This window comes from Sphingomonas sp. M6A6_1c (assembly GCF_053345135.1).
The window spans coordinates 255,529-281,987 of the sequence record NZ_JBKEZO010000003.1; the positions used below are offsets into that span (position 1 = coordinate 255,529).

The window sequence follows — 26,459 nt, forward strand, 5'->3', positions numbered from 1 at the left end:
AATTGCGCGGACGCATCGCCCCCGCCTATGAGGGGCGACGATGGGCGAGGGCGTGGACGAGTTGAACGATACGCCCGCGCGGCCGCGACGCTTCGCGACGCCCGCGCAGGCGCGACGCTTCGCGACGCCCGCGCAGCCGCGACGCTTCGCGTCGTGGAGCCGGCGGCGACGGATCGCGCTCGGCACCGCGCTGCTCGTGCTCGCCGCGCTGATCGGCCTGTGGGTCGAACGCAAGCCGATCGCCAGCCGGGTCATCGACGGCGAACTCGCCAGGCGCGGCGTCGTCGCGCGTTATGACGTGCGTGATCTGGGGTTCGGGCGGCAGCGGTTGACCAACGTGGTGATCGGCGACCCCGCCGATCCCGATCTCGTCGCCGACTGGTTGGAGACGCGGACGCGCATCGGCCTCGGCGGCGTGCGCCTCGATATGGTGCGCGCCGGGCACGTGCGGTTGCGCGGGCGGATGATCGATGGACGGTTGTCGCTCGGCGAACTCGACAAAGTGATCCCGCCGTCGTCGGGCAAGGCGTTCGCGCTGCCCGCGCTCGACGTCGATGTCGCGGATGCGCGGATGCGGCTGGAGACGCCATTCGGCGTCGCGGGGCTGCGGATCGCCGGACGCGGGCGGCTGGATGGCGGCTTTGCCGGCACCGTCGCGGTGGTGAGCGACCGGCTCGCGCGGGGCGATTGCGACGCCAGCGGGGTCCGCGCGGCGCTGAAGGTCGCGGTGACCGCCGGTGCGCCGCGGCTGCGTGGCCCGGTGCAGATCGCCGCGGCACGCTGTGCCGGGGTCGACGTGCAGCGGGGCGGGGCGGACATGGACGTGGCGCTGACGCCGGCGCTTGACGGTTGGCGGGGCAGCGCCCGGCTGGCGAGCGGACCGGTGCGTGGCACCGGTGCGCGGGTCGCGGGGCTGCGCGGCGCGGTCACCTTCGATGGCGCGGCGCAGGGGACGGGCGGAACGGTGGATCTCGCGGCAGGCATGGCTGCGGTGGCCGGCGCGACCGCGGGGACTGTCGGTATCGAGGGGCGCTATCGGGTCGGCGCGGCGCAGACGTTCGCCGGCACCGTTCGCGTCGCAAACGCGCGGATCGCACCGGATCGGCTGCCGACGATCGGCACCGCAGCGGGTGAGGGAACGCCGGTCGCGCCGCTGGTCGCCGCGGCGGCGCAGGCGCTGCGTGGCGCGGCGGACCGGTTCGGCGGATCGGCGGCGCTCGCGGTCCGGCAGGACGGCGGCGCCGGGCAGGCGCGGGTGACCGCCGCGTCGCTGGACTCGGCGAGCGGCGCCCGCGTGCGAATCGAAGGCGGTACGGGGTTGACCCTCGGCTGGCCGGGTGCGCGGCTGCGGATCGATACGCGCCTCGCCATGGCCGGCGGCGGATTGCCCGATGCGCAGATCGCGCTGGCGCAGGCACGTGCGGGCGGACCGATCACCGGCCGCGCGACGATCGCGCCTTATGCCGCCGGCGGTGCTCGGCTTACGCTGACGCCGGTCGACTTCGCCGCGACGCCGGACGGGGCGACGCGGATCGCGACGCGGGTGGCGCTGTCGGGGCCGCTCGGCGGCGGGCGCGTCGACGGGCTGGCGCTGCCGGTCGACCTGCGCTGGAACGGCCGCGGCACCTTGGTGGCGAACCCCGCCTGTACGCCGGTGGCGATCGAACGGCTGGCGGTGGCGGGGCTGGTGCTCGATCCGCTGCGTACGACGCTGTGTCCGATCGCCGGGGCGGTGGTGACACTGGCGGACGGACGATTGACCGGCGGGGCGCGGCTGCCGGCGGTGCGGCTGGCGGGGCGGCTCGGTCAGACGCCGCTGACCGTCGCGGCGAGCGGTGCGCAGGTGCGGCTCGGCGACGGCGGCTTCGTGCTCGACAGCGTCGCGGCGCGGCTGGGCAGCCCGGAGCGGGTCACGCGGATCGACCTCGCGCAGCTCACCGGCCGGATCGCCGGCGGGGCTGTGGTGGGCACGTTCGGCGGCGGGGCGGGGCAGATCGCCAACGTGCCGCTGCTGCTCGGCGCGGCGGCGGGCGACTGGTCGCTGCGCGGCGGCGCGCTGCGGCTGGCGGCGACGATGACGGTCGACGATGCCGCACCCGATCCGCGCTTCAAGACGCTGGCGGCGCGCGACGTCACGCTCGATCTGGTGGGCGGCGCGATCGCCGCGCGCGGGACGCTCTACGAGCCGACGAAAGACGTGAAGGTCGCCGATGTCGCGATTCGCCACACGCTGGCGAGCGGGCGCGGCACCGCCGATCTGACCGTGCCGGGGATCGCCTTCACCAAGGACTTCCAGCCCGAATTGCTCACCCGCCTGACCTTCGGCGTCGTCGCCGACGTGCGCGGCAGCGTCAATGGCGACGGCCATATCGCGTGGAGCCCCGAAGGCGTCGGCTCGACCGGCACCTTCGCGACCAAGGATACCGATCTCGCCGCCGCCTTCGGTCCGGTGACCGGGATCAGCACGACCCTGCACTTTACCGACCTGCTGGGCCTCGCGAGCGCGCCGGCGCAGGTGGCGACGATCAAGACGGTCAATCCCGGCATCGCGGTCACCGACGGCACGATCGTCTACCAATTGCTCCCCGATCTCCGCGTCCGGATCGACAGCGGCGATTGGCCGTTCGCCGGCGGCACGATGACGCTGCTGCCGACGACGCTCGACTTCACCGAATCCGCGGCGCGGCGGATGACCTTCCGCATCCAGGGCGCCGCGGCGGACCAGTTCCTCGAACAGTTCGACTTCAAGAACCTGAGCGCGACCGGCGTCTTCGACGGCGAGCTGCCGATGATCTTCGACGTGCAGGGCGGGCGGATCGAGGGCGGGCGGCTGGCGGTGCGGCAGGGCGGCGGCAGCCTCGCCTATGTCGGCGACCTCTCGCAGAAGGATCTGGGACTGTGGGGCAATATCGCCTTCCAGGCGCTCAAATCGCTGCGCTACCGCAACCTGACGATCGGCATGAACGGGCCGCTCGCCGGCGAGATGGTGACCGAGGTGCGCTTCGCCGGGGTGACGCAGGGGCAGGGGGCGAAGAGCAACTTCCTCGTCCGCCGGCTGCAGCGGCTGCCGTTCGTGTTCAACATCCGGATCAAGGCGCCCTTCCGCGGGCTGCTCGATTCGGCGCAGTCCTTCTACGACCCCAGCCGGCTGATCCAGCGCAACCTGCCGGCATTGCTCGAACGCCAGCAACAGCAGCAGAAGAGCCAGCAGCCCGCACCCATTCAGCCCCCCGCAAGCGGAATCGTGCCATGACCGAAACAGGATTGAAGATGGAGCAGCGAATCACGACTTTGAGACGCAGGACGGGGCTGGCCGCGATCGGTCTGGCGACGACGCTTGGTGGCTGCATCAACGTCTCGGCGCCCGACAAGCCGATCGAGATCAACCTCAACATCAGCGTCACGCAAGAGGTGGTCTATCGTCTCGATGGCGAGGCGAAGTCGCTGATCCAGCAGAATCCGGGGATATTCTGATATGAAGACGAAGCTTTTGATCGTTGCCGGTGCGGTGGCCCTGCTGGGCCTGTCGACGATGGCGATGGCGCAGCGCGACCCGGCCTATGCCGCCGCGCGCGAAGCCAAGCAGGTCGGCGAACAGCCCGACGGCTATCTCGGCGTGGTGAGCGGCGGCGCGTCGGTGCAGGCGCTGGTCCGCGACATCAACATCAAGCGCAAGGCCGCTTATACGGCGAGCGCGCAGGCGAGCGGCGCGACGGTGGAGCAATTCGCCTTCACCAGCGGCTGCAACCTCGTGGCGAAGGTCGGCCGCGGCGAGATGTACAAGACGCCGTCGGGCCAGTGGAAGGAGAATAGCGGCACGCCGGAGCTCGATCCGCGGTGTAAGTAACCCGATTCCTCCCCGCTTGCGGGGAGGGGGACCAGCGAAGCTGGTGGAGGGGGCTCGCCACCAGCGTAGCGCATGCGGAAGCCCCCCTCCGTCAGCACTGACGTGCTGCCACCTCCCCGTGCCGGGGAGTAATGGTGCGGGAACCAGACGGTTGACACCCCGGCACCCCCCACCTAAACGGACCGGGCCTTGGCGGGATCGCTCGCCCCGCGCGTTTTCTCCCCCGGCTGAACGAAACAGGCGAGGGATGGCGCGTGGCGGACGAGGAACCTGGACGAGACTTCACCAGCGCGGACGATCCGCGGCTTTCCGCGCTCGACGAGCGGCTGAAGGAAGCCCGGCATGCCGAAGCGTTGCGGACGGGGCAGGGGGCGCCGACGGCCGATGCGGGATATTCGCTCGGCAATCGCGTGCTCGCTGCACTCATCGGAAGCCTCGTCGGCAGTGCGCTGATCGGCTGGTGTATCGACCGCTGGTTCGCCACGACGCCCTGGGCGCTGATCGTGATGCTGTTCCTCGGAATCGCCGTCGCGTTCAGGCAGATCATTCGGATTGCAGGCGAACGCCCGGAATAACCGGGCGTTTGTCGTATTAGGGAGCGAACGGGCCAAGTGGCGGCAGAATCGGGCAGCAAGATCGATCCGATGCACCAGTTCCTGATCGAACCTTTGTTCGGTCGGCATTGGGTCGTCGCGGGATACGACATCTCGTTCACCAACTCGGCGTTGTGGATGGTGATCACGCTCGCCAGCCTGTGGCTGTTCATGCTGGGCGGGATGAAGCGCGAGCTCGTCCCCGGCCGCTGGCAGGCCGCGGTCGAGGGCTTCACCGGCTTCGTCTCCAACATGCTGACCTCGAACATCGGGCCGCAGGGCAAGCGCTTCGTGCCCTATGTCTTCTCGCTGTTCATGTTCATCCTGTTCGCCAACATCTGGGGCCTGACCCCGGTAGGCATCGTGCCGGGCTGGCATCCGTTCACCATCACCAGCCACCTCACCGTCACCGGTGTGCTCGCGGTGATTAGCTTCGCGATCGTGCTGATCGTCGGCTTCGGCAAGCACGGCTTCCACTTCTTCAGCTTGTTCGTGCCGCACGGCACGCCGAAGCTGATGATCCCGCTGATCTTCGTCGTCGAGCTGATGAGCTTCCTGGTGCGCCCCTTCTCGCTGGGCCTGCGACTGTTCGTCGCGATGACCGCGGGGCATATCCTGCTCAAGGTGCTGGCGGCCTTCGTGATCAGCGGCCTCAACCTCGGCATCGGCTACGGCCTGCTGGTGTCGCTGCCCAGCTTCCTGCTGATGATCGGCATCACGCTGCTCGAGCTGCTGGTCGCCGCCATCCAGGCTTACGTCTTTGCGCTGCTGACGAGCGTCTACCTCAACGACGCCGTCAACCTGCACTGAGTTTTTCGTTCCAACCTACTGAATTGATACGGGAGTATTGACATGGACGCAGAAGCCGCCAAGATGATCGGTGCCGGTCTGGCCGCGATCGGCATGGGCCTCGCCTCGCTCGGCGTGGGCAACGTGTTCGCCAAGTTCCTCGAGGGTGCGCTGCGCAACCCGGGTGCGGCGGACAGCCAGCAGGGCCGTCTGTTCATCGGTTTCGCGGGCGCCGAGCTGCTCGGCCTGCTCGCCTTCGTGACGATGATCATCCTGCTCTTCGTCGCCTAACATCGGACGTGTTCGCCGGGCGGGTGCGCCCGGCGACTCTTCGAGGTCGCGCAAAAGGTCCTAAATGCCTCAGATTTCGCAGATCGCTGCTACCTACGCCTCGCAGATCTTCTGGCTGCTCGTCACCTTCGGCATCCTGTATTTCGGGATCGGCAAGGTGATGGTGCCACGGGTCATCGCGACCGTGGACGCGCGTGAAGGCCAGATCGCGGCCGACCTCGCCGCGGCCGAACAGGCCCGTCTCGCCGCCGACCAGGTCGAAGCGGCGTGGCGCCTGAAGATGGACGAGGCACGCGCCGCGGCGCTCGCCGAAACCACCGCCGCCAAGGCGCAGGCCGCCAAGGCATCTGAAAGCCAGATCCGGTCCGCCGATGCGGAACTCGCCGAACGCCTTGCGCATCACGACCTCGCGGTCGGCAATGCCAAGTCGCAGGCGATGCTCAATCTCCAGGCGGTTGCGGCTGAAGTTGCGCAGGATCTGGTCGCCAAGGTGTCGGGCCTGACCGTCAGCATCGATGCCGCCGCGGATGCGGTGCGCCGGAGCAATGCGCATGGCTAATCCCGCCAGCAGTCTCGTCGCCGCCAATCTGTCGGATGCGGCATCGTCCGAAGCGATGCAGCCGCAGAACGTGCGGGACGGCAGCCAATTGACCGCCAACGTCTCCGAACCCGGTGCCGAGCACGTCGCCGAGGCGACCGCGCTGGGCTTCAACACCACCGGCTGGGTCGGCATCGCCGCCTTGGTCGTGCTGATCGGCATGGTGATCGTCAAGGTGCCGGCGAAGATCGCCGCGAGCCTCGACAAGCAGATCGCCGCGGTCCGCCAGCAGCTCGACGAGGCCAAAAAGCTGCGCGCCGAGGCCGAGGTGCTGCGCAACGAATATGAGGCCAAGGCCAAGGCGGCCGAGGCGGATGCAGTGACGATGCGTCATCACGCGCAGCAGGAAGCCAATCAGATCATCGCCAAGGCGAAGCACGATGCGGAGGAGCTGATGGCCCGCCGCACCAAGCGCACCGAGGACAAGATCGCCGCCGCCGAGCGGACCGCGATCGCCGAAGTCCGCGCGCTGGCGGCCGAGACCGCGGCGAAGGCGGCGGAGGTGCTGATCGCCGAACAGCTCGACGCACAGGCGGACCGCACGATGATCGACCGTTCGATCGCCAGCCTGGGGCGGGTGAACTAACGACAAGTCCTCCCCGCTCGCGGGGAGGGGGACCGCCCGCGCCAGCGGGTGGTGGAGGGGGTTCCCCACGCGCACAGCGCTTGTCGAAGCCCCCCTCCGTCAGCGCTGGCGCGCTGCCACCTCCCCGTGCCGGGGAGGATTGATCTCTCCGACGCGCGTCTCTTCCCGGGTTTCCGGCGCCGTCCTGCATTTACGAGCCCGTACAGGAGTAACATCCATGTCGTGGCTCATCCTGGGCATCGCCGTGTTCACCGAAATCTGCTGGGCGCTCAGCCTCAAATGGGCGGCGACCGCTGCGACGTGGCAGGCGTCGAGCGTCCCGATCATCCTGTCCTTCGTCAACATGGGGCTGCTCGCGCTGGCGATGCGCGGCCTGCCCGCCGGCACCGCTTATGCGGTGTGGACCGGGTGTGGCGCAGTGGGCGTCATCATCGGCGGCGTCCTGCTGTTCGGCGACAAGGTCGGCGTCGTGCAGGCGTGTTTCATGGCGCTGACCGTCATCGGCATCGTCGGCACCAAGATGTTCGCGCAGGCCTGACCCTTTCGCGGCGGCGCGAGGCTGCTACAAGGCCGGGTCGCGCGCCGGTGCGCGGCCGTGTCGAGGTGGCCCGATGTCGATCCTTTTCGCTGCGCTGATGGTCGCGCAATCCTCGCCGGCGTCGCAAGCCGCGGACAAATTCGCGCTCGACCTGCCCGCGGAGGGTACGCCGGCCGCGCCGGCAGACCCGGTAGCGCCCGTTGCCGCGGCGACTCCGGCGGCGGGCGGCTATTCGCTCGATACGCCGATCGCGGACCTGATCGCCGAGCCGCGCGCAAAGGCGATCCTCGACCGCGACGTGCCGGGGATGAGCGACGATCCCAATCTGCCGAAGTTCCAGGCGCTGTCGCTGCGCAAGCTCGCACCGCTCAGCGGCGGGCAGATGACCCCGGCCCTGCTCGCGAAGGTGGGCGCCGATCTGGCGGCGATCGACGGGACGGCGGCACCGGTGAAGAAGGTCGAGAGCCGCCGCGCGCTGCCATCGGGGCGCTAATCCCAATTCCTCCCCCGCAAGGGCGAGGAATTTGCCGCCTCGTCGCAACCCTCTAGCCCCGCACCGCCGCGACTCCTACATGCCGCTCATGTCCGGTTACGGTCCTCCCGATCGATTCAACGAAGAGCGCGCCACTTTCACCGTCCGCGGGTCCGATACGCCGGATCTCGACGCGGGGATCGCCGCGATCCGCAACGTGCTCGCGACGCTGCCGAGCCGCTCGGGCGTCTATCGCATGCAGGATGCCAAGGGCGACGTGCTCTATGTCGGCAAGGCGCGGTCGCTCAAGCAGCGTGTCGCCAATTATACGCAGGTCAAGGGGCTGACCAAGCGGCTGCAGCGGATGATCGCGCAGACGCGGTCGATGACGATCGTCACCACCAACAACGAGGCGGAAGCGCTGCTGCTCGAGGCGCAGCTCATCAAACGCTATCGCCCCGCGTATAACGTGCTGCTGCGCGACGATAAGTCGTTCCCGTTCATCCTGCTGCGCGGCGACCACGAATTTCCGCGCGTCCAGAAGCATCGCGGTGCGCGGCGCGCGCCGGGCAATTACTACGGCCCGTTCGCCAGCGCGGGCAGCGTCAACAACACGCTCAACGCGTTGCAAAAACTGTTCCTGCTGCGCTCGTGCACCGACGGATTCTTCAAGACGCGCGACCGGCCGTGCCTGCTCTATCAGATCAAGCGCTGTTCGGCGCCGTGCGTCGGCCGCGTCAGCAAGGCGGATTATGAGGAACTGGTCGACGATTGCCGCGACTTCCTCGGCGGCAAGTCGACCAAGGTGCAGGCCAAGCTCGGCGTGCAGATGCAGGCGGCGGCGGAGAATATGGATTTCGAGCTGGCCGCGCTGCTACGCGACCGGCTGAAGGCGCTCACCTTCGTCCAGGGCTCGCAGGCGATCAATGCGGAAGGGGTCGGCGATGCCGACGTCTTCGCGCTCGCCTGCAAGGACGGGACGATGGGCATCCAGGCGTTCTTCATTCGCGGCGGCCAGAATTGGGGCCATCGCAGCTTCTTCCCGCAGCATACCAACGAGGTGCCGGAGGAGGAGGTGCTGACCAGCTTCCTGACCCAATTCTACGAGGAGGTGCCGCCGCCCAAGACGATCCTGCTCGACCGCGAGCTGGGCGAGGGTGCGCTGCTCGGCGAGGCGCTCGGCGAGCGTGCCGGCTACAAGGTCGCGTTGTCGGTGCCGCAGCGCGGCGACCGGCGGCGGCTGATGGAGCAGGCCAAGCGCAACGCGATCGAGGCGCTCGAACGGCGGCTCGCGGAGAGCACGACGCAGGCGCGGCTGCTGCGCGAGGTCGCCGATCTGTTCGACCTGCCCGAGCCGCCCGACCGGATCGAGGTCTACGACAACAGCCATATCCAGGGCACCAATGCGCTGGGAGCGATGGTCGTCGCCGGGCCGGAGGGCTTCCGCAAGGGCCAGTATCGCAAGTTCAACATCAAGGGCAACGAGGCGGCGACCGACAGCGACGTCGGCATGATGCGCGAGGTGTTCCGCCGCCGCTTCGCGCGCCAGCTCGACGAAGCCCCCGATCGCGACGACGGCACGTGGCCCGACCTCGTCCTGATCGACGGCGGCAAGCCGCAGCTCAATGCGGCCAAGGCGGTGCTCGAGGATCTCGGCATCGAGGACGTGTGCATGGTCGGCGTCGCCAAGGGACCGCACCACGGCCGCGACGGGCGCGAGGTGTTCCACATGCTCGACGGGCGCGAATTCCAGCTGCCGGTCAACGCGCCGGTGCTCTTCTACCTCCAGCGGCTGCGCGACGAGGTGCACCGGTTCGCGATCGGCGCGCATCGCGACAAGCGCTCGAAGGCGATCGGCGCGAGTCCGCTGGACGAGGTGCCCGGCATCGGCCCGGCGCGCAAGAAGGCGCTGCTGATGCATTTCGGCACCGGCCGCGCGGTGCGCAACGCGAGCCTCGAGGACCTCAAGAAGGCACCAGGCGTATCGGCCGGCGTCGCGCAGCAGGTATACGACTTTTACCACGCGCGGTGATGGCCCTACCAATTGTTCACGTCCCTGCCGTATGGCCGGGCCATGGCGACCCGCGTCTTCCTTACGATCGACACCGAATTCGCCTGGCGGCATCATGCTGCCGGGCTCGACGTCGAGACGATCTATGCGCGGTCGATCGAACCCGCCGGGGTGGGGCTGAGCTATCAGCTCGATCTGCTCGCCGAGCACGGGTTGAAGGCGTGCTTTTTCGTCGATCCGATGCCGGCGCTGATCTTCGGCCTTTCGCCGGTCAAGCGGATGGTCGATACCATCCTGGCCGCGGGGCAGGAGGTGCAGCTTCATCTCCACCCCAATTGGACCGCGGCGCGGGTCGGTGATCGCGGCGCGCATTACGCCCGTTTCCAGCTGCACGAATATACGCTGGGCGAGCAGCGCGACCTGCTGCGCGGCGCGGTCGAACTGCTGGTCGCGGCAGGGGCGCCGGCGCCGATCGCGTTCCGCGCCGGCGGCTATGCGGCGAACGAGGATACGCTCATCGCGCTCGCCGAACTCGGCTTCGCCTATGACAGCAGCCACAATGGCGCCGAGGCGGCGGAGAGCCGGATCGCGCTGCCGCCCGCCCAGATCGCGCCGATCGACCATCATCTGATCGAGGTGCCGGTGACGGTGATCGAGGATGCGCCGGGCATGTGGCGCACCTTCCAATTGTGCGCGCTGTCGGGGGCGGAGACCGCGGCGGCGCTGGATCATGCCGCGGCGGAGGGCCATGCCGCGGTGACGATCGTCAGCCATGGCTTCGAGCTCGCCAACCGTCTCGGCACCCGCGCCAACGGCGTGCACGTCCGGCGTTTCGATACCTTGTGCCGGCTGCTGGCCTTGCGCACCGACGCGCTGCCGACGGTGCATTTCGCCGATCGTCCCCCGCTCACGCTGGGGCAGGACGATCGGCCGCTCGGCGCCAATGCGCTGCGCCGGCGCTTGCGGCAGGCCGAGCAGCTCTGGTCGAACTGGGTCGCGGAACGCGGCGTATGACGGCGGTGGCGCTCAAGTTCCAGGTCGGGGCGCGGACATTGGCGGTGGTGCGGCGACGGCTGGTGCGGGTGGCGCTGTCGCTCGACGCGGTGCTGGCGGGGCAGGTGCCGGTGCTGCCGGAAACCGATGGCGACGGCTATCTGATCACTTCGCTGCCCGCATCGCTCGCCGGAGCGGTGGAGCGCGGCGGCCGGGTCGCGATGGAGCGCCAGCGCTACACGCGCTTCTACACCGATCTCAGCATCGGCCACGATGCGTGGCTCGCGGGCCTGTCGGGCTCGGCGCGCTCGACGCTGAAGCGCAAGACCCGGAAGATCGAGGCGGCGGGGCTGGCGATCCACGCCTATCGGACCGCGGCGGAGTTCGCCGCTTTCTACCCGCTGGCACGGACGGTGTCGGCGACGACCTATCAGGAACGGTTGCTCGACGCCGGCCTGCCCGAAGATGCGGCGTCGGTGGCGCATCTGTCGGCGCTGGCGGCGGCGGACGAATTACGTGCCTGGCTGCTGCTGATCGGCGGGGCACCGGTCGCCTATCTCTGCTGCACCGCGCAGGGGACCGCGTTGCGCTACGATCATGTCGGCCATGATCCGGCGTGGAGCGAGCTGTCGCCCGGCACGGTGCTGCATGCGGCGGCGATGCGCGATCTGTTCGAGGACCGGTTCGCACGCTTCGACTTCACCGAGGGGGAAGGGCAGCACAAGCGGCAGTTCGCGACGGACGGGGTGGCGTGCGTCGATCTGCTGTTGCTGCGCCCGACGCTCGCGAACCGGGCGACGCTGGCGGCGCTGGCGGGGTTCGACGGGATGATGGCGCGGGCGAAACGCGCGGCTGGGCATCCGCGGGTGGCGGCGCTGGCGAAGAGGGTGCGGCGGTAGCGTGCCGCCGGTCCTGCCTCTGGCGGGAAAGGGCCGGGGGGCTATATCCCCATGATGCATCTGCGCGCCGAAGCCATCGTTCTCGCGATCCGTGCGCATGGCGAGCATGGCGCGGTGGTGCGCGCGCTGACCCGCGGCGACGGCGTCCAGCCGGGCTATGTCCGCGGCGGCCGGTCGCGGCATCTGCGCCCCGTGTTGCAGCCCGCCAATGCGATCGCCGGCGAATGGCGCGCGCGCACCGGCGAACAGCTCGCCGCGCTCACCGTCGAGCCGCTGCACAGCCGCGCCGCGCTGCACGGCGAACCCTTGCCCGCCGCGGCGCTCGCCTGGGTCACCGCCTTGACCGCCACGGCGCTGCCCGAGGCGCAACCCTATCCGCGGCTCTACGACGCGCTCGGCGCGGTGCTTGACGCGGTCGAGGCAGCGCCGGCGGCGCGCGGCTGGGCGACCGCGCTCGTCCGCTACGAATTGCTGCTGCTCGCCGAACTCGGGTTCGGGCTCGATCTCACCGCCTGCGTCGTCACCGGCGGCGAGCATGATCTCGGCTTCGTCTCCCCCCGCAGCGGCGGTGCGGTCAGCCGTGGTGCGGCTTACGGTTACGAGCAACGGCTGTTCGCGCTGCCCGCCTTCCTCACCGAAGGCGGCGCGGCGGACTGGCCAGATATCCTCGCCGGCCTTGCCATCACCGGCCATTTCCTCGCGCGCGATCTGCTCACCGATCGCCGCGCCGATCCGCTCGTCGCGCGCGAACGGCTGGTCGCGATGCTGAAAAGGGCCGTTGCGTAAAGCACGGCGGCGCGGCTAGGCAGCGGCCATGGCATTGATCGCACTCCTGCCGGGCGACGGCATCGGCCCCGAGGTCATCACCCAGGCGCGCCGCGTGCTCGACGCGCTCGATCTCGACCTGACCTATGAGGAGGCGCCGGTCGGCGGCGTCGCCTATCATAGCGTCGGCCATCCGCTGCCCGAGGCGACGCTGGACCTTGCCCGGCGAGCGGATGCCTTGCTGTTCGGCGCGGTCGGCGATCCGCGCTGCGACTCGCTCGAACGCGCGCTGCGCCCCGAACAGGCGATCCTCGGCCTGCGCAAACATCTGTCGCTCTTCTCCAACCTCCGCCCCGCGACCCTGTTCGAGGGGCTGGAGGACGCCTCCGCGCTCAAGCCCGAGGTGGCGCGGCAGATCGACCTCGTCATCGTCCGCGAACTCAACGGCGACGTCTATTTCGGCGAGAAGGGCCGTCGCACGACGGCCGCCGGTCATCGCGAAGGCTATGACATCATGAGCTACGACGAAACCGAGGTGCGGCGCATCGCCCGCGTCGGGTTCGAGACGGCGCGCAAGCGGCGCGGCCAGCTCTGCTCGGTCGACAAGGCGAACGTGCTCGAAACCTCGCAATTGTGGCGCGACGTGGTGATCGAAGAGTCGGCGGACTATCCCGACGTGACGCTGACCCATATGTACGTCGACAATGCCGCGATGCAGCTCGTGCGCAATCCCGGCCAGTTCGACGTGATCGTCACCGGCAATCTGTTCGGCGACATCCTGTCGGATCAGGCCTCGATGTGCGCCGGCTCGATCGGCATGCTGCCCTCGGCGAGCCTCGATGACGCGGGCAAGGGGCTGTACGAGCCGATCCACGGTTCGGCGCCCGATATCGCCGGACAGGGCAAGGCCAACCCGTGCGCCGCGATCCTGTCGGCGGCGATGATGCTGCGCCATTCGCTCGGGAACGGCGCGGCGGCGGACCGGATCGAGGCGGCGGTGGCGCAGGCGATCCGCGACGGCGCGCGCACCGCCGATCTCGGCGGCACGATGAGCACCTCCGCGATGGGGGACGCCGTCCTCGCCGTCCTGTGAGCGCGCTGCTCGAGATCGCGGTCGTCATCCCGACGTTCAACGAGCGCGCCAACGTGCCGACGCTGATCGCCAGGCTCGATCAGGCGCTGGCCGGGCGGCGCTGGGAGGCGATCTTCGTCGACGACGACAGCCCCGACGGCACCGCCGAAGCGGCACGCGAACTCGGGCGGGTCGATACGCGGGTGCGGGTGATCCACCGCATCGGCCGGCGCGGCCTGTCCTCGGCGTGTATCGAGGGGATGTGCGCGACCGCCGCGCCGGTGGTCGCGGTGATCGACGGCGATCTGCAGCATGACGAGACGTTGCTGCCCAAAATGCTCGACCTGCTGCAGGCGGATGCCGGCCTCGACGTGGTGGTCGGCTCGCGCTTCGTCGACGGCGGCGGGACCGGCGACTGGGACCGCGACCGCGTCGCCAAATCCGCGTTCGCGACGCGGCTGTCGCGCCGGGTGCTCAAGGGCGACCTCAGCGATCCGATGAGCGGCTTCTTCGCGATCCGCACCACGCATGCGCGGCGGCTCGCCCCCGAATTGTCGGCGATCGGCTTCAAGATCCTGCTCGACCTGATGACCGCCAGCGCCGAGCCGCTGCGCTTCGCCGAACTGCCCTATACCTTCCGGGTGCGGACCGAGGGCGAGTCGAAGCTCGATCACGTCGTCGCGATGGAATATCTGATTGCGCTCTACGACCGGATGTTCGGGCGGTTCGTGCCGGTGCGCTTCGCGATGTTCTCGTGCATCGGGGTGCTCGGCGTCGGCGTGCATATGGGGGTGCTCGGCGTCGCGATGCTGTTCGGCGCGGCGTTCCTCGGCGCGCAGATCCTCGGTGCGCTGGCGGCGATGACGTTCAACTTCGCGCTCAACAATGCGCTGACCTATCGCGACCGGCGGCTGAAGGGCATGCGGCAATGGCTCGACGGCTGGGTGTCGTTCTGCGTCGTCTGCTCGGTCGGGCTGGTCGCGAACGTCGGGATCGCGGCGTTCGTCCACGACGTCCACAACGAGGGCGCGGCGGCGTCGGCCTTGCTCGGCATCTTGGTGGGCGCGGTGTGGAATTACGCGCTGTCGTCGAAATTCGTGTGGGGCCGGTATTAAGCGACTAATTTCTTCCTCGCGAAGCGGGGGAGGGGGACCGCCCGGCGCAGCCGGGTGGTGGAGGGGGCGTCTCCACGAATGACGAGTTCTGCCGTATCCTCCCCCTCCGTCATGCCTTCGGAAACTTCCTGGCGGGGGAGGAATACCGCGCGCCTAAACCCAGCTTTTCAGCCACATCCAGCCATGGAACGACCCCGGCCCGCGCAGTGCCGCGGCGGACAGGATCGGGTGAAAGTGGATGAACAGCACCGCGCTCGCGGCGAGGAACGCCTCGTCCCAATTGCGCAGGCGTTGCCGCCAATGGTCGAACGTCGCGGCGATGACCAGCGCCAGCCAGATGCTCGACAGATAGTAATAATAATAGAAACCCAGCGACTTGGGGATGAGCGCCCACATCGCGACGCTGGCGATCCACAGCAGGGCGACACCACCGGTCCGCGCGTTGCCGTCGCGCACCCACGCGGCAAGCCCCGCGACCACCGCGACCAGCCCGCCCCACATCACCACCGGATTGCCGAGCATCAGGATGCCGCGCTGCGCGCCATCGGCGGGCTCGTAGAAATACCAGACCGGCCGCCAGTCGAACGGCCACGTCCACCAGCTCGACTGATAGGTGTGCGGCGGCAGCACCTGCGTCTGCTGGCGGTACATGTCGAGCTGGAAGGGGAGCAGTCGCGCGAGCGTCAGCGGCTGGTCGGCATAGAGGAAGGCAGGCCAGAAGGTGGCGAAATAGGCGAGCATCGCCACGCCGCCGAGCAGGACGAGCGCGACCAGCGGGTGAAGGCCGGGCCAGAGGTCCGGCCGGCGCCGGCGCGCGACGAGATAGGTCGCGCCGGCGAAACCCAGATACGGCAGCGCGGTCCATTTCGTGCCGACCGCCAGGCCGAGCAGCAAGGCGCCGAGCAGCCACCGCCACCAGACCGCCGCGCCGCGCGCGCGCATCGCCCAAAGCAGCGCGGCGAACCCGGTGACGACGAACGCCGCCATGAACCCGTCGAGCATCGCGATCCGCGCCTGCACGAAGACGGTGAAGTTGAGCAACGTCAGCACCGCGCCGATGCTCGCGGTGCGCACCCGGCCGAAGATAAGCCAGAGGATCGCGAACACCCCCATCACCACCGCGCTCGCCGCGACGGTCGACAGCGCGCGCCAGCCGAGCGGGCCGTCGCCGAAGATCGTCATGCCGAGCGCGATCAGCGTCTTGCCGAGCAAGGGATGTTCGATGTTCACCGGCCCGACAAGCCCGCGCAGCATCCGCGCGGCGGGAACGTAATGCACCTCGTCGAAGACGAGCACGTGCGGCGTGGTCAGCTGCCAGCAGAACAATATTTGCGCGACGAGGCCGATGGCGAGCGCGGCGGGGAGGGGGCGGGAGAGCAGGCGCACCCCGCCTTGTCTTCGCGGCGGCGGGCCTTGGCAAGCGCCTCGACGCGCCCGCATGCCGGCATGGTCGCGGCCTGTTGGACGATGCCGTCTCTATCCCGCTGATCGGGAACGGCGAACTGCCCCGGTCTGTCCTACCTGGCGGCATAGGGATAGGGCTGGGGCATCGCATCGCTCTTTCTCATTGCTGCATGACCTGCCGACGAGTGATCCGCGATCGGTGCAGAAATGGAAACGATCAGGGGGTGATCGTTTCCATTAAGGTGTCCATCTTGTCCATGTTGCGCGCGGCGACGCCGCCGCGTCCCGCGTCGCCAACGCTTGCACCGCCCGCACCCGTCCGGCTAAGCGCATCGCATGAAGCGCAAGGCAGGACAGGACCGCTCGATCACCGCCAATTGGCGTCCGGCGACGCTCGCCATCCGCGGCGGCACCGCGCGCAGTGAATATGGCGAGACAAGCGAGGCGCTGTTCCTGACCTCGGGCTATACCTACGACAAGGCCGCCGATGCCGCGGCGCGTTTCGCCGGCGAGCAGGAGGGGATGACCTATTCCCGCCTCCAGAACCCGACCGTCGAGATGCTCGAACAGCGGATCGCGTTGCTCGAAGGTGCCGAGGCGTGCCGGACGATGGCGACCGGCATGGCCGCGATGACCGCGGCGCTGCTGTGCCAGTTGCAGGCCGGCGACCATCTCGTCGGCGGCCGCGCCGCCTTCGGTTCGTGCCGCTGGCTGACGGATACGTTGCTGCCCAAGTTCGGCATCGCGACGACGGTGGTCGATGCGCGCGATCCGCAGGCGTTCCTCGACGCGGTGCGGCCCGAGACCAAGGTCTTCTTCTTCGAAACGCCCGCCAATCCGACGATGGATATCGTCGATCTGCGCGCGGTGTGCGGCATCGCGCGCGAACGCGGCATCGTCAGCGTCGTCGACAATGCCTTCGCCACCCCGGCGCTCCAGCGGCCGATGGACTTCGGCGCCGACGTCACCGCTTATTCGGCGACCAAGATGATGGACGGGCAGGGCCGCGTGCTCGCCGGCGCGGTGTGCGGCAGCAAGGATTTCATCGACAACACCCTGCTGCCCTTCACCCGCAACACCGGCCCGACGCTGTCGCCGTTCAACGCCTGGGTGGTGCTCAAGGGGCTCGAGACGCTCGACCTGCGCATCCAGCGCCAGTCGCAGAGCGCGGTCACCGTCGGCCGCTTCCTCGAAGGGCGCGTGCCGCGCATCCTCCATCCCGGCCTGCCCAGCCATCCGCAACACGAACTGGCGATGAGCCAGATGTCGGCGACCGGCCCGATCTTCGCGTTCGAGGTCGCCGATCGCGCACAGGCGCACGGTCTGCTCGATGCGCTGGCGCTGATCGACATTTCGAACAACATCGGCGATTCACGCTCGCTGATGACGCATCCCGCCTCGACCACGCACGCCGGCGTCGCCGAGGACAAGCGCATCGAAATGGGGATCGGCGAGGGCATGCTGCGCCTCAACGTCGGACTGGAGGACCCGCAGGACCTGATCGACGATCTCGACCAGGCGCTGCGGCAGGTCGGTCTGTGAAGGAATTCTTCCCGCATGCCGCGACCACCGACGGGGTGACGGTACGCGTCTCGGTGAGCTATCTCCCCGAACAGTCGGAGCCGCGCCGCGGCCGCTGGTTCTGGGCCTATCATATCCGCATCGAGAACGAATCGGCGCGGTCGGTGCAATTGCTGACCCGCCATTGGGTGATCATCGACGGGCGCGGCGCGCGCCATTCGGTCGAGGGCGAGGGGGTCGTCGGCGAACAGCCGCTGATCGCGCCGGGTGCGAGCTTCGATTATGTCTCGGGCTGCCCGTTGCAGACGCCGAGCGGGGCCATGCAGGGCAGCTATCGGATGATCGACGAGGACGGCACCTGCTTCGACGCCGCCATCCCCAAATTCACGCTGCTCGCCTCGGCGGTCGAATCGTGAAGCGCACGCACCTGCCGCTCAACGGGTTGCGCGTGCTCGATGCCGCGGCGCGCCACCTGAGCTTCACCCGCGCCGCCGACGAGCTGGCGGTGACCCCCGCGGCGGTCGGCCAGCAGATCCGCGCGCTGGAGGATACGCTGGGCGTCGTGCTGTTCCGCCGTACCACGCGCGGCCTGGAGCTGACCCCCGAGGCGGAGGCGGGACTCGGCGCGCTGCGCGACGGTTTCCTCCAGTTCGAGGAGGCGGTTCGCGCGATGCAGGCGGGCCAGTCGTCCAAGTCGCTGACCATCGCCGCGCCGCGCGACCTGACCGAGAAATGGCTGATGCCGCGGCTCGCCGAGGTCGCGCAGCGCGACGGCGAGCTGCGCTTCGTGCTGATCGCGGCGGACGATGCGGTCGATTTCACCGAAGCGAACCTCGACCTGGCGATCCGCTGGGGCGAGGGGCCGGGCGAGCATGAGGGCGAGGCGCTGGAGTCGGAGGGCATGGTGACGATCGCCGCGCCCGGTGCGGCGGAGACGCTGATCGCCTGGCCGGGCTGCCCCGGTGGCGAGGGGCATGCGCTGGTCCGCGTCGCCGACGCCGGCCTCGCGATCGATGCGGCGGTGGCGGGGCTCGGCCGCGCGACGGTATCTGAGCTGCTCGCCGCGCGCGATATCGCCAACGGCAAGGTCGCGGTGGTCGGCGATCCGCAGCCGTCGCGCTTCGGCTATTGGCTGGTCGCACCGCTGCCGCAATGGCGGCAGGCGAAGGTGCGGGCGCTGGTCGACGCGCTGACCGGGTGAGCGATACGCCGACGCTGACGACGGCGCGGCTGACGCTGCGGCGGTTGACGCTGGACGATGCCGAGGTGCTGTTTCCGGCGATGAGCGACCCCGCGGTGATGCGCTGGTGGTCGCGCGGGCCGTTCGCCGCGGTCGAGGAGCTGCGCGGATATTTCGCCGACATGCGAGCCCGGCAGCGCGTCTGGGCGGCGGTGCGGACGGGCGGGAGTGCGGCGATCGGCTTCGTGTATATCGGCGAGAAGCGGCCCGGGGTGGGCGAGATCGGCTATCTCTTCGCGCCGGCGACCTGGGGCAGCGGCGTGGCACGCGAGGCGGTGGAGGCGGTGGTGGCGCAGGTGTTCGGCGAGGGCATGCGGCGCATCTTTGCCGACATCGATCCCGAGGCGGTCGCCTCCGCGCGCTTGCTGGAGCGGGTCGGCTTCACCTGCGAGGGGCGGCTGCGCGGCGAATGGGAGACGCATATCGGGGTCCGCGATACGCTGATCTACGGGATGTTGCGCAGCGAGTGGATCGAGCGCGATGCAGCCCCGTCAGGACGCCAATAGCCCCAGCGTCCGCGTGACGAGCGCCATCAGGCGGGGTTCGTCGACCGCGCCGTCGGCGCTGTGCCAGCTCGCGCAGATCGCGTACCAGCGGCCGGTTTTCGTCTGCGCCAGCACGTTGAGCGCGATGATGCCGGGTTCGGAGCCGCCCTTGAAGCCGACATAGGCGAAGCGCGCGGCGGTTGCGGGATCGACGCCGTGGTTGATCGACAGGATATCGCGCACCACCGGGCCGGCGTCGCGCAGATGGGCGAGCAGGCGCGCCATGTCGCGCGGGGCGGCGAACCATTCGACGGTCTCGCTGGCGAGCGGACCCGAGGAGAACATCAGCGGGTCGAGGCGGGCGGCGTCGAGGCGCGCGGCTTCGGTTTGCAGCAGGGCGCGGCGGCCGGTGGCGTCGCGCCCGATCCAGGCGGCGGTGAGCGTCGGGTCGGCCTTGATCGCGAACGCCTCGCGCGTCGTCAGGACCGGGGCGGTCGCGCCGAAGCGTGCCGCCATCGCATCCACCTCGCGGCGGCCGAGCAGGCGGACCAGCGTGTCGGTGGCGGTATTGTCGCTGATCGAGATCATCAGCGTCGCCAGCGTCTGGAGCGTCACCGGCGTGGCGCGCGGCCAGGCCTGGAGGATGCCGGAGGGGAGCGACGGCGGCCCGACCGCCACGACATCGTCCCAATGGCGCGTGCCCGCCGCGACCTGCCGCGCCGCCTCGGCGAGGACCCAGAGCTTGAACGCGGAGCCGAGCGGGGCGGGGGTGTCGGCGCGGGTTTCGGCTTGTGGCGTGGGTTGCGGTCCGTCGAGCGCGTAGACGCCGAATTGCGCGATGCCGGGCAAAGCGGCGAGGTCGGCTTGCACCTTGGCGGGCGTGTCGCCGTGCAACTCGGTGCCGGTGATCAGCAGGCCGGCGATCGCATGCGGTGCGGCGGGGTCGATCGACAGGCGCAGCGTCGCGGTGCCGCGGTCATAGTCGATCACCGCCGTCGCCGCCCAGCGGCCGACGGGATCGAGGCGGGCGACCTTCCGCGGTTCGCCGAGCGTCGCGCGCAGTTGCGCGGTGAGGGCGGTCCATTGCGCGGACGGCACCGCATGGCGGAAGGCGGCGGTGAACAGCGCGTCGTAGCCGGGTCGGCCGGCGAGCACCGGGATCAGCGCGGTGGCGCGGGTGCGGACGGCGGGGTCGGCGGCCGGTGTCGCGGCCACGGCGGGGGGCGTCTGCGCCGATGCGGCGAGCGGCGTCAGGGCGATCAGCGCCGTCGCCGCCAGCGCGATCAGTTCTTGAGCTTCCAGCCTCGCTTGAGCAGCTGATAGCATAATACCCCCAGTGCGATGTCCACCGCGAGGATCGCGATGCTGCCGACCATGATGGGCGAATCGGCGGTGCCGAGGAAGCCGTATCGGAAGCCGGAGATGATGTAGAAGAAGGGATTGGCGTGGCTGAACGCGCGGAAGGCGGGGGCGAGCCGGTCGACCGAGTAGAAGGTGCCCGACAGCAGCGACAGCGGCGCGATGACGAAATTGGTCACTGCGGCGGCATGGTCGAACTTTTCCGCCCAGATCGAGGTGAGCACGCCGAGGAACGACAGGAAGGCGGCGCCGAGCAGGCCGAACCACAGGATCGCCAGCGGGTGCGTCGGGGTGACGTGGACGCCGGGATAGAGCGCCATCGCGCACCAGCAGATGAAGCCGACGATGAACGCCCGCGTCATCGCGCCGCCGACCAGCGCGGCGAGCAATTCCGCCGTCGACAGAGGCGGTTGCAGGTAGTCGACGATCGTCCCCTGGATCTTGCCGACGAGCAGCGAGAAGCTGGCGTTGGCGAAGGCGGGGCCCATCATCCCCTGGCTGATGATCAGGCCGGGGGCGATGAAATCGGCGAAGGGGACGGTGACGCCGCCGACCACGACCGGGCTTTTCGCGCCGGTCGCGATGGTGAAGACGATGAGGAACAGCAACGTGGTGATCGCCGGGGCCCACACCGTCTGGAGGTGGACCTTGAAGAACCGGCGCACCTCCTTCACATAGAGGGTCTTCAGGCCGCCCCAGTTCACGTTCCGGATCACCGGGACGCCGGGTGCGGACCGGATTGCCGATTGGATCTCGCCGATTGGGGGCTGGCTGCTCATGGGTGAAGCGGGTAACCGCAGCCGCAGCCGCCCGCAACCCGGCGCAAGTGTAAGGAACGTGATAATGTCCTGGACCGACGAGCGGATCGACACGCTCAAGACGATGTGGGAGGCGGGGCAGACCGCCAGCCAGATCGCCGAGGCGCTGGGCGGCGTCAGCCGCAACGCGGTGATCGGCAAGGCTCATCGCCTGGGCCTCCAGTCGCGCCCGTCGCCGGTGAAGCCGAACGAGCCGGCCGCCGCCGCCCCGGCGCCGGTCGTGCCGCTGCCCGAGGCCGAGCCCGAACCCGCGCCGGCACCGGTGGTCGCCGCGCCGCCGGCCCCGCCTCGCCCGGCGCCCGCGCCGGAGCCGGTCGCCGCCGCGGCCGATCCCGACGAGGACGAGGATGACGCGGTCGAGGACGATGCGGACGAGGAGGAAGACGAGGTCGTCGCCGCGCCCAAGCGCGAGCCGCAGCCGATCCTGCGTTCGGTCGGGCCGGGCGGGTTCGTCCGCCAGTCGCCCGGCGAGCAGCAGCCGCCGTCGACCCCGGCGCCGCCGCGCCGGCTGGTGCCCGCCAAGCCGTCGCCCGAGATCGCCGGCAAGACGACGCTGCTCGATCTCAACGACCGGATCTGCAAATGGCCGCTCGGCCATCCCGGCGAGCCGGACTTCCACTTCTGCGGCGACAAGGTGAACCCCGGTTTCCCGTATTGCGTCGCGCATTGCGGCCATGCCTATCAGGCGCAGCTGCCGCGCCGCGACCGCCGTCCGCCGCCGCCGCTGCCGTTCGGCGGCCCGCGCGTGCGCTGACGCATCGCGACTCGGGTGTGAAGGAGGCCGCTTCCCGCGAGGGGGCGGCCTTTTTCGTGGCCGGGGGGGCATGGCGCGGGCGCGGTACGTCGCTGCCTCGCCGTGGCTGCGGTTGGACGGGTTATCCACAAAGGCCGTCGCGTCGGACTGGTTCGAGGCCACTGCAAAGTACCGTATGTACCCCGGCGCAGGCCGGGGCCCAGTTGGGAAGGCCGTTGTAAGTTATTGCAAAGCTTCACCCAACTGGGCCCCGGCCTGCGCCGGGGTACGTGCTTGGGTGTTAGGCGACATGGACAACATGGACACCTTAACGGAAACGATCCACTCCCATCGTTTTCAAATCTGTCGTGATCGTGGTGCGGCGATGAGAAAGAGCGTCGCCACGGGAGATATCACGCGCCTGCCGTGTAGGACAGGCGATCATTCCCCCGCTGCGCTGCGCATAGCAAAAGGGGCCGGCTTCCTGCGAAGCCAGCCCCCTTCGGCTATCGGGCGTGGGCGCCGCGCCTAGAAGCGGAACGCCGCCGTCGCGCGCAGCGAATGCCAGCGGAACTTCTCGTCCGAGCGACGGAAGTCGGTCGAGGTGCCGCCGGCGACCGCGACGAACGGGTTGGTCGCGGGCGCGGTGCCCTGGGTCACGCGGACGCGGGCGTCGTCGTCGTTATACTGGTGATAGGTATATTCCATGCCGATCGAGAAATGCTCGCCGAGCTTCTGCTCGACGCCGCCGCCGCCGACGATGCCGAACTGCTTGCGCTTGCCCGACTGGGCGAAGGCGTTCGCGGTGTTGGTCGAGGTGAAGCTGCGGTCGATATTGGCATAGCCGGGACCGAAGGTGCCGTAGAACAGCGTCGTGCCGGGCGCATAGCCGACGCGGCCGCGGATGCTGGCCTCCCACTTCACTTCGCGGGTCATCACGTAATTGGCCGGCGTGGTCGAGAAGCCGCTGACGCTGTCGGTGATCTCGGTCTTGCCGAATTCGCCGAGCGCACCGATCACGATGTTGCCCGCCTGCGAATCCATGCCGATGCGACCGTAATAGGACCAGCCGTCCTTGTCGTTGGCGCAGCCTGCCGGCAGCGGCGTCGCGGCGCGGGCGCGGCCGTTGCAGAAACCGGGAGCGAAGGCGTTGCCGCCGTTCGCGACCACCGTGTCACCGAAGCTGCCGTTCGAGCCGCGGTCGAACAGGATCGTCGAACCGGTGTCGTTGGGCTGGACGTCATAGCCGCCGGCGGCGCCGACGTAGATGCCCGAGAACGGGGCCGGATCGCCGGCGTCCTGCGCCTGGGCGGCGGTGGCGAAGGTGGCGGCGGCGAGGGCGCCGAGCAGCAGGGTGGTACGCATAGTCTCTCCCGGAGTGTGTGCAGCACCCTAGGAACGTACGGGATGTCGTTGATATGCATCAGCATCTGCATTCACATAAAGTGTGGTTTTCATGCATCAGCGCAGACACATCCGAGCAACATCGCGCGGCCGGGCAGGTGCGGTCCGGCGCTGGTATCGGCGGCGATGTTCCCTTATGGTTCCCGCTGATGGCCCAAGACCTTTTCGCGCCCGCCGCGGCGCCCGACAGCAATTACGACGCGTCTTCGATCGAGGTGCTGGAGGGGCTGGAACCCGTCCGCCGCCGCCCCGGCATGTACGTCGGCGGCACCGACGAGCGCGCGCTGCACCATCTCGCCGCCGAAGTGCTCGACAATGCGATGGACGAGGCGGTCGCCGGCCACGCGACGCGGATCGAGGTGACGCTGGAACCGGGCAACCGGCTGACGATCACCGACAACGGCCGCGGCATTCCGGTCGATCCGCATCCCAAATTCCCCGACAAGAGCGCGCTGGAGGTGATCCTGTCGACGCTCCATTCGGGCGGCAAGTTCGCCGGCAAGGCCTATGCGACCAGCGGCGGCCTGCACGGTGTCGGCGTCTCGGTGGTCAACGCACTGTCGTCGGATACCGTGGTCGAGGTGGCGCGCGAGCGGCAGCTCTATCGCCAGCGGTTCAGCCGCGGGCTGACGCAGGGGCCGCTGGAGCATGTCGGCGCGGCGCCCAACCGGCGCGGCACCTCGGTCGCCTTCACGCCGGATACCGAGATCTTCGGGCCGGAACTCGCGTTCAAGCCCAAGCGGCTCTACCAGCTCGCGCGGTCCAAGGCGTATCTGTTCGCCGGGGTCGAGATCCGCTGGCATTGCGCGCCCGAGCTGGTCGAGGGGACGGACACGCCGCCCGAGGCGGTGTTCCAGTTTCCCGGCGGGCTGGCCGATCACCTCAAGGAACAGGTGGGAACCCGCGAATGCGCGACGTCGGACTTCTTCGCGGGCAGTCAGGATTTTCCGAGCGAACAGGGGCGCGTCGAATGGGCGGTCGCATGGCCGCTGTGGAGCGACGGCAGCTATAGCTGGTATTGCAACACGATCCCGACCCCCGATGGCGGGACGCACGAACAGGGATTGCGCCAGGCGCTAGTGCGCGGCCTGCGCGCGTTCGGCGACCTGATCCACCAGAAGAAGGCCAAGGAGATCACCGCCGACGACGTGATGGTCGGCAGCGAGCTGATGCTCAGCGTGTTCATCCGCGAACCGCAATTCCAGAGCCAGACCAAGGATCGCCTGACCAGCCCGGAGGCGGCCGGGCTGGTCGAGAAAGCGGTGCGCGACCATTTCGACCATTGGCTCGGCCACAATATGGACCGCGGCAAGGCGCTGCTCGGCTATGTGCTCGAACGGATGGACGAGCGGCTGCGCCGCAAGCAGGAGCGCGAGGTCAAGCGCAAGACCGCGACCAGCGCGCGCAAGCTGCGCCTGCCCGGCAAGCTGACCGATTGCGCCAACGACGGCAACGAGGGCACCGAGCTGTTCATCGTCGAGGGCGATTCGGCGGGCGGCTCGGCGAAACAGGCGCGCGACCGCAAGACGCAGGCGATCCTGCCGATCCGCGGCAAGATCCTCAACGTCGCCAGCGCGACCAGCGCCAAGATCGTCGCCAATCAGGAGATCGCCGATCTGATCCAGGCGCTGGGCTGCGGGACGCGCAAGGATTGCGATGCGAGCCAGCTCCGCTACGAGCGCGTCGTCATCATGACCGACGCCGACGTCGACGGCGCGCATATCGCGACGCTGCTGATGACCTTCTTCTTCCAGGAGATGCCCGATCTGGTGCGGCGCGGGCATCTGTATCTGGCGCAGCCGCCGCTCTATCGGCTGACGGTCGGGGCGAAGTCGCTGTACGCGCGCGACGATGCGCATCGCGCCGAGCTGGAGAAGACCGCGTTCAAGGGCAAGAAGGTCGAGGTGTCGCGGTTCAAGGGGCTCGGCGAGATGAACCCCGGCCAGCTCCGCGAGACGACGATGGACCCCAAGACGCGCGGCATGATCCGCATCACGCTGCCGCAGGAATATGAGGAACGCGCCGGGGTGAAGGACCTCGTCGACCGGCTGATGGGCAACAATCCGGCGCACCGCTTCGCGTTCATCCAGGAGAATGCGGCGCGGCTGGACGAGGAGGCGATCGACGCCTGATTGGGTGGGGGCTTATGGAGTCTGTGGTGGCCCTGACCTTGCGTAGGGTTGATCGACATTCATCGTCGTAACGTAAGCCCTCCCCCTGGCGGGGAAGGAATTGCTGAAGGTCGATCCCGCCTTAGCTCGTTCCGTCACCCCGGACTCGTTCGAGCCTTTTGCAGGGGTCGTCGCATGACACGTCGAGATTGTACCCCGGCGAAGGCCGGGGCCCAGTTGGGAAGGCCGATGTAAGTCATTGCAACCCTTCACCCAACTGGGCCCCGGCCTTCGCCGGGGTACATCAGGCCTTCCAAATAAGTCTCGACCCGTTCCGGGGCCGTCGGAGCGCCGTCAGCGGCGGTCGGCGCCGTCGCGTGTGTCGCAGTCCGCTTTGTGGAGCAGGTGGATCGTCTCGTCCTCCTCGCACACGACGAAGCCGATGTCCTCGAGCGCGAGCTTGAGGTGGATGCGGGTGAGGTGATCCCCTTCCTCGAAGGCGAAGACAGAGTCGGCGGGATCGATCATCCGCGTCCAACTCCAACCGATTATCGCCGTTCCACCCGTTAACCACTTAAATAGGTTAAATAAGACGAACGGTTAACCCCGATCTGGCGGCCATTGCGGCAGCGGTGGCAGACCGCGTGCCTGGGTACGGCCATGCGAGAAGCCGGCGTGCCAGGCGGCGAGGATCAGCACCGAGCGATGATCGAACGGGCAATCGCGCGTGCTGCCGTCGACGCCGGACAGGCGGCCGTCCTCGAACGCGGTCTGCAGATCGGTGAGATGGTCGGGGGCGGGGGGCTGGGTCATGC

28 protein-coding genes are annotated in these 26,459 nt (G+C 69.1%); 22 read left to right on the plus strand and 6 right to left on the minus strand.

The window, feature by feature from the left end:
- Positions 1–52: 52 nt before the first annotated feature.
- The 16 genes from ACLBWH_RS07290 to ACLBWH_RS07365 all read left to right on the plus strand — a co-directional run bounded on the left by ACLBWH_RS07290 (position 53) and on the right by ACLBWH_RS07365 (position 14,569).
- Entirely contained in the window at positions 53–3,253 is a 3,201-nt protein-coding gene (locus ACLBWH_RS07290; protein WP_447797859.1) for an intermembrane phospholipid transport protein YdbH family protein, read from the plus strand.
- 17 nt (positions 3,254–3,270) lie between these two features.
- Positions 3,271–3,474 (plus strand): YnbE family lipoprotein, encoded by a 204-nt coding sequence (locus ACLBWH_RS07295; RefSeq protein ID WP_322848748.1) that lies wholly within the window; start codon positions 3,271–3,273, stop codon positions 3,472–3,474.
- A gap of 1 nt (position 3,475) precedes the next feature.
- Complete coding sequence (locus tag ACLBWH_RS07300) at positions 3,476–3,847, plus strand: YdbL family protein (RefSeq protein WP_322848749.1); 372 nt, start codon at positions 3,476–3,478, stop codon at positions 3,845–3,847.
- A 254-nt stretch (positions 3,848–4,101) separates the two neighbouring features.
- Positions 4,102–4,422, plus strand: coding sequence for an AtpZ/AtpI family protein (locus ACLBWH_RS07305; RefSeq protein ID WP_322848750.1), 321 nt, complete (start codon positions 4,102–4,104; stop codon positions 4,420–4,422).
- A 36-nt stretch (positions 4,423–4,458) separates the two neighbouring features.
- Positions 4,459–5,250, plus strand: coding sequence for a F0F1 ATP synthase subunit A (locus tag ACLBWH_RS07310; protein ID WP_322848751.1), 792 nt, complete (start codon positions 4,459–4,461; stop codon positions 5,248–5,250).
- A gap of 42 nt (positions 5,251–5,292) precedes the next feature.
- Entirely contained in the window at positions 5,293–5,520 is a 228-nt protein-coding gene (locus ACLBWH_RS07315; RefSeq protein WP_038662560.1) for a F0F1 ATP synthase subunit C, read from the plus strand.
- A 64-nt stretch (positions 5,521–5,584) separates the two neighbouring features.
- On the plus strand, positions 5,585–6,079 hold the full coding sequence (locus ACLBWH_RS07320; RefSeq protein ID WP_322848752.1) for a F0F1 ATP synthase subunit B family protein: 495 nt from the start codon (positions 5,585–5,587) through the stop codon (positions 6,077–6,079).
- Positions 6,072–6,704 (plus strand): F0F1 ATP synthase subunit B family protein, encoded by a 633-nt coding sequence (locus tag ACLBWH_RS07325; RefSeq protein ID WP_447797862.1) that lies wholly within the window; start codon positions 6,072–6,074, stop codon positions 6,702–6,704. The genes ACLBWH_RS07320 and ACLBWH_RS07325 overlap by 8 nt, the downstream gene beginning before the upstream one ends.
- A gap of 217 nt (positions 6,705–6,921) precedes the next feature.
- Positions 6,922–7,242 (plus strand): DMT family transporter, encoded by a 321-nt coding sequence (locus ACLBWH_RS07330; protein ID WP_322848754.1) that lies wholly within the window; start codon positions 6,922–6,924, stop codon positions 7,240–7,242.
- Between the two features lie 73 nt (positions 7,243–7,315).
- Positions 7,316–7,735, plus strand: a complete 420-nt coding sequence (locus ACLBWH_RS07335; RefSeq protein WP_447797863.1) for a hypothetical protein — start codon at positions 7,316–7,318, stop codon at positions 7,733–7,735.
- 88 nt (positions 7,736–7,823) lie between these two features.
- A complete protein-coding gene (gene uvrC, locus ACLBWH_RS07340; protein ID WP_447797865.1) occupies positions 7,824–9,746 on the plus strand; it encodes an excinuclease ABC subunit UvrC in 1,923 nt (640 codons plus the stop codon).
- Between the two features lie 42 nt (positions 9,747–9,788).
- Positions 9,789–10,739 carry a polysaccharide deacetylase gene (locus ACLBWH_RS07345; protein WP_322848757.1) on the plus strand — a complete coding sequence of 317 codons (951 nt, stop codon included), beginning with the start codon at positions 9,789–9,791 and terminating at the stop codon, positions 10,737–10,739.
- Positions 10,736–11,617: a GNAT family N-acetyltransferase gene (locus ACLBWH_RS07350; RefSeq protein ID WP_447797867.1), complete on the plus strand. Its 882-nt coding sequence runs from the start codon at positions 10,736–10,738 to the stop codon at positions 11,615–11,617. Before ACLBWH_RS07345 ends, ACLBWH_RS07350 begins: the two co-directional genes overlap by 4 nt.
- A 54-nt stretch (positions 11,618–11,671) precedes the next feature.
- Complete coding sequence (gene recO / locus ACLBWH_RS07355) at positions 11,672–12,403, plus strand: DNA repair protein RecO (RefSeq protein ID WP_447798202.1); 732 nt, start codon at positions 11,672–11,674, stop codon at positions 12,401–12,403.
- 28 nt (positions 12,404–12,431) lie between these two features.
- Positions 12,432–13,475, plus strand: coding sequence for a 3-isopropylmalate dehydrogenase (gene leuB / locus ACLBWH_RS07360; protein ID WP_447797869.1), 1,044 nt, complete (start codon positions 12,432–12,434; stop codon positions 13,473–13,475).
- Positions 13,472–14,569 (plus strand): glycosyltransferase family 2 protein, encoded by a 1,098-nt coding sequence (locus tag ACLBWH_RS07365; protein ID WP_447797871.1) that lies wholly within the window; start codon positions 13,472–13,474, stop codon positions 14,567–14,569. The genes leuB and ACLBWH_RS07365 overlap by 4 nt, the downstream gene beginning before the upstream one ends.
- A 153-nt stretch (positions 14,570–14,722) precedes the next feature.
- Here the strand turns inward: ACLBWH_RS07365 and ACLBWH_RS07370 are convergent, their stop codons facing one another.
- Positions 14,723–15,955, minus strand: coding sequence for a phospholipid carrier-dependent glycosyltransferase (locus tag ACLBWH_RS07370; RefSeq protein ID WP_447797873.1), 1,233 nt, complete (start codon positions 15,953–15,955; stop codon positions 14,723–14,725).
- 354 nt (positions 15,956–16,309) lie between these two features.
- On the opposite strand from ACLBWH_RS07370, the gene ACLBWH_RS07375 reads away from it, so the two are divergent.
- The 4 genes from ACLBWH_RS07375 to ACLBWH_RS07390 are packed head-to-tail and all read left to right on the plus strand — an operon-like array spanning position 16,310 to position 19,240.
- The gene (locus ACLBWH_RS07375) at positions 16,310–17,515 is read left to right on the plus strand and encodes a trans-sulfuration enzyme family protein (protein WP_447797875.1); all 1,206 of its coding nucleotides are present in this window, start codon (positions 16,310–16,312) and stop codon (positions 17,513–17,515) included.
- Positions 17,512–17,910, plus strand: a complete 399-nt coding sequence (gene apaG, locus ACLBWH_RS07380) for a Co2+/Mg2+ efflux protein ApaG (protein WP_322848763.1) — start codon at positions 17,512–17,514, stop codon at positions 17,908–17,910. Before ACLBWH_RS07375 ends, apaG begins: the two co-directional genes overlap by 4 nt.
- Positions 17,907–18,695, plus strand: coding sequence for a LysR family transcriptional regulator (locus ACLBWH_RS07385; protein WP_322848764.1), 789 nt, complete (start codon positions 17,907–17,909; stop codon positions 18,693–18,695). The genes apaG and ACLBWH_RS07385 overlap by 4 nt, the downstream gene beginning before the upstream one ends.
- Positions 18,692–19,240: a GNAT family N-acetyltransferase gene (locus ACLBWH_RS07390; RefSeq protein WP_447797878.1), complete on the plus strand. Its 549-nt coding sequence runs from the start codon at positions 18,692–18,694 to the stop codon at positions 19,238–19,240. The genes ACLBWH_RS07385 and ACLBWH_RS07390 overlap by 4 nt, the downstream gene beginning before the upstream one ends.
- Here the strand turns inward: ACLBWH_RS07390 and ACLBWH_RS07395 are convergent.
- Together ACLBWH_RS07395 and ACLBWH_RS07400 are read right to left on the minus strand one after the other, a co-directional pair.
- Positions 19,226–20,545 (minus strand): serine hydrolase, encoded by a 1,320-nt coding sequence (locus tag ACLBWH_RS07395; protein ID WP_447797879.1) that lies wholly within the window; start codon positions 20,543–20,545, stop codon positions 19,226–19,228. The genes ACLBWH_RS07390 and ACLBWH_RS07395 overlap by 15 nt on opposite strands.
- Positions 20,503–21,357 carry an ABC transporter permease gene (locus ACLBWH_RS07400; RefSeq protein ID WP_322848767.1) on the minus strand — a complete coding sequence of 285 codons (855 nt, stop codon included), beginning with the start codon at positions 21,355–21,357 and terminating at the stop codon, positions 20,503–20,505. Before ACLBWH_RS07400 ends, ACLBWH_RS07395 begins: the two co-directional genes overlap by 43 nt.
- Positions 21,358–21,421: 64 nt before the next feature.
- Here ACLBWH_RS07400 and ACLBWH_RS07405 point away from each other — a divergent pair, with 64 nt between their 5' ends.
- Positions 21,422–22,150, plus strand: a complete 729-nt coding sequence (locus ACLBWH_RS07405; protein ID WP_447797881.1) for a GcrA family cell cycle regulator — start codon at positions 21,422–21,424, stop codon at positions 22,148–22,150.
- Between the two features lie 507 nt (positions 22,151–22,657).
- On the opposite strand, the gene ACLBWH_RS07410 is transcribed toward ACLBWH_RS07405, so the two are convergent.
- Entirely contained in the window at positions 22,658–23,494 is an 837-nt protein-coding gene (locus tag ACLBWH_RS07410; RefSeq protein WP_447797883.1) for an outer membrane protein, read from the minus strand.
- 188 nt (positions 23,495–23,682) lie between these two features.
- Between ACLBWH_RS07410 and parE the strand changes: the two genes are divergently transcribed.
- Entirely contained in the window at positions 23,683–25,665 is a 1,983-nt protein-coding gene (parE, locus tag ACLBWH_RS07415) for a DNA topoisomerase IV subunit B (protein ID WP_447797885.1), read from the plus strand.
- A 333-nt stretch (positions 25,666–25,998) separates the two neighbouring features.
- On the opposite strand, the gene ACLBWH_RS07420 is transcribed toward parE, so the two are convergent.
- A complete protein-coding gene (locus ACLBWH_RS07420) occupies positions 25,999–26,172 on the minus strand; it encodes a hypothetical protein (protein ID WP_322848771.1) in 174 nt (57 codons plus the stop codon).
- Between the two features lie 72 nt (positions 26,173–26,244).
- Positions 26,245–26,457 carry a hypothetical protein gene (locus tag ACLBWH_RS07425; protein ID WP_447797887.1) on the minus strand — a complete coding sequence of 71 codons (213 nt, stop codon included), beginning with the start codon at positions 26,455–26,457 and terminating at the stop codon, positions 26,245–26,247.
- Positions 26,458–26,459: the final 2 nt, after the last annotated feature.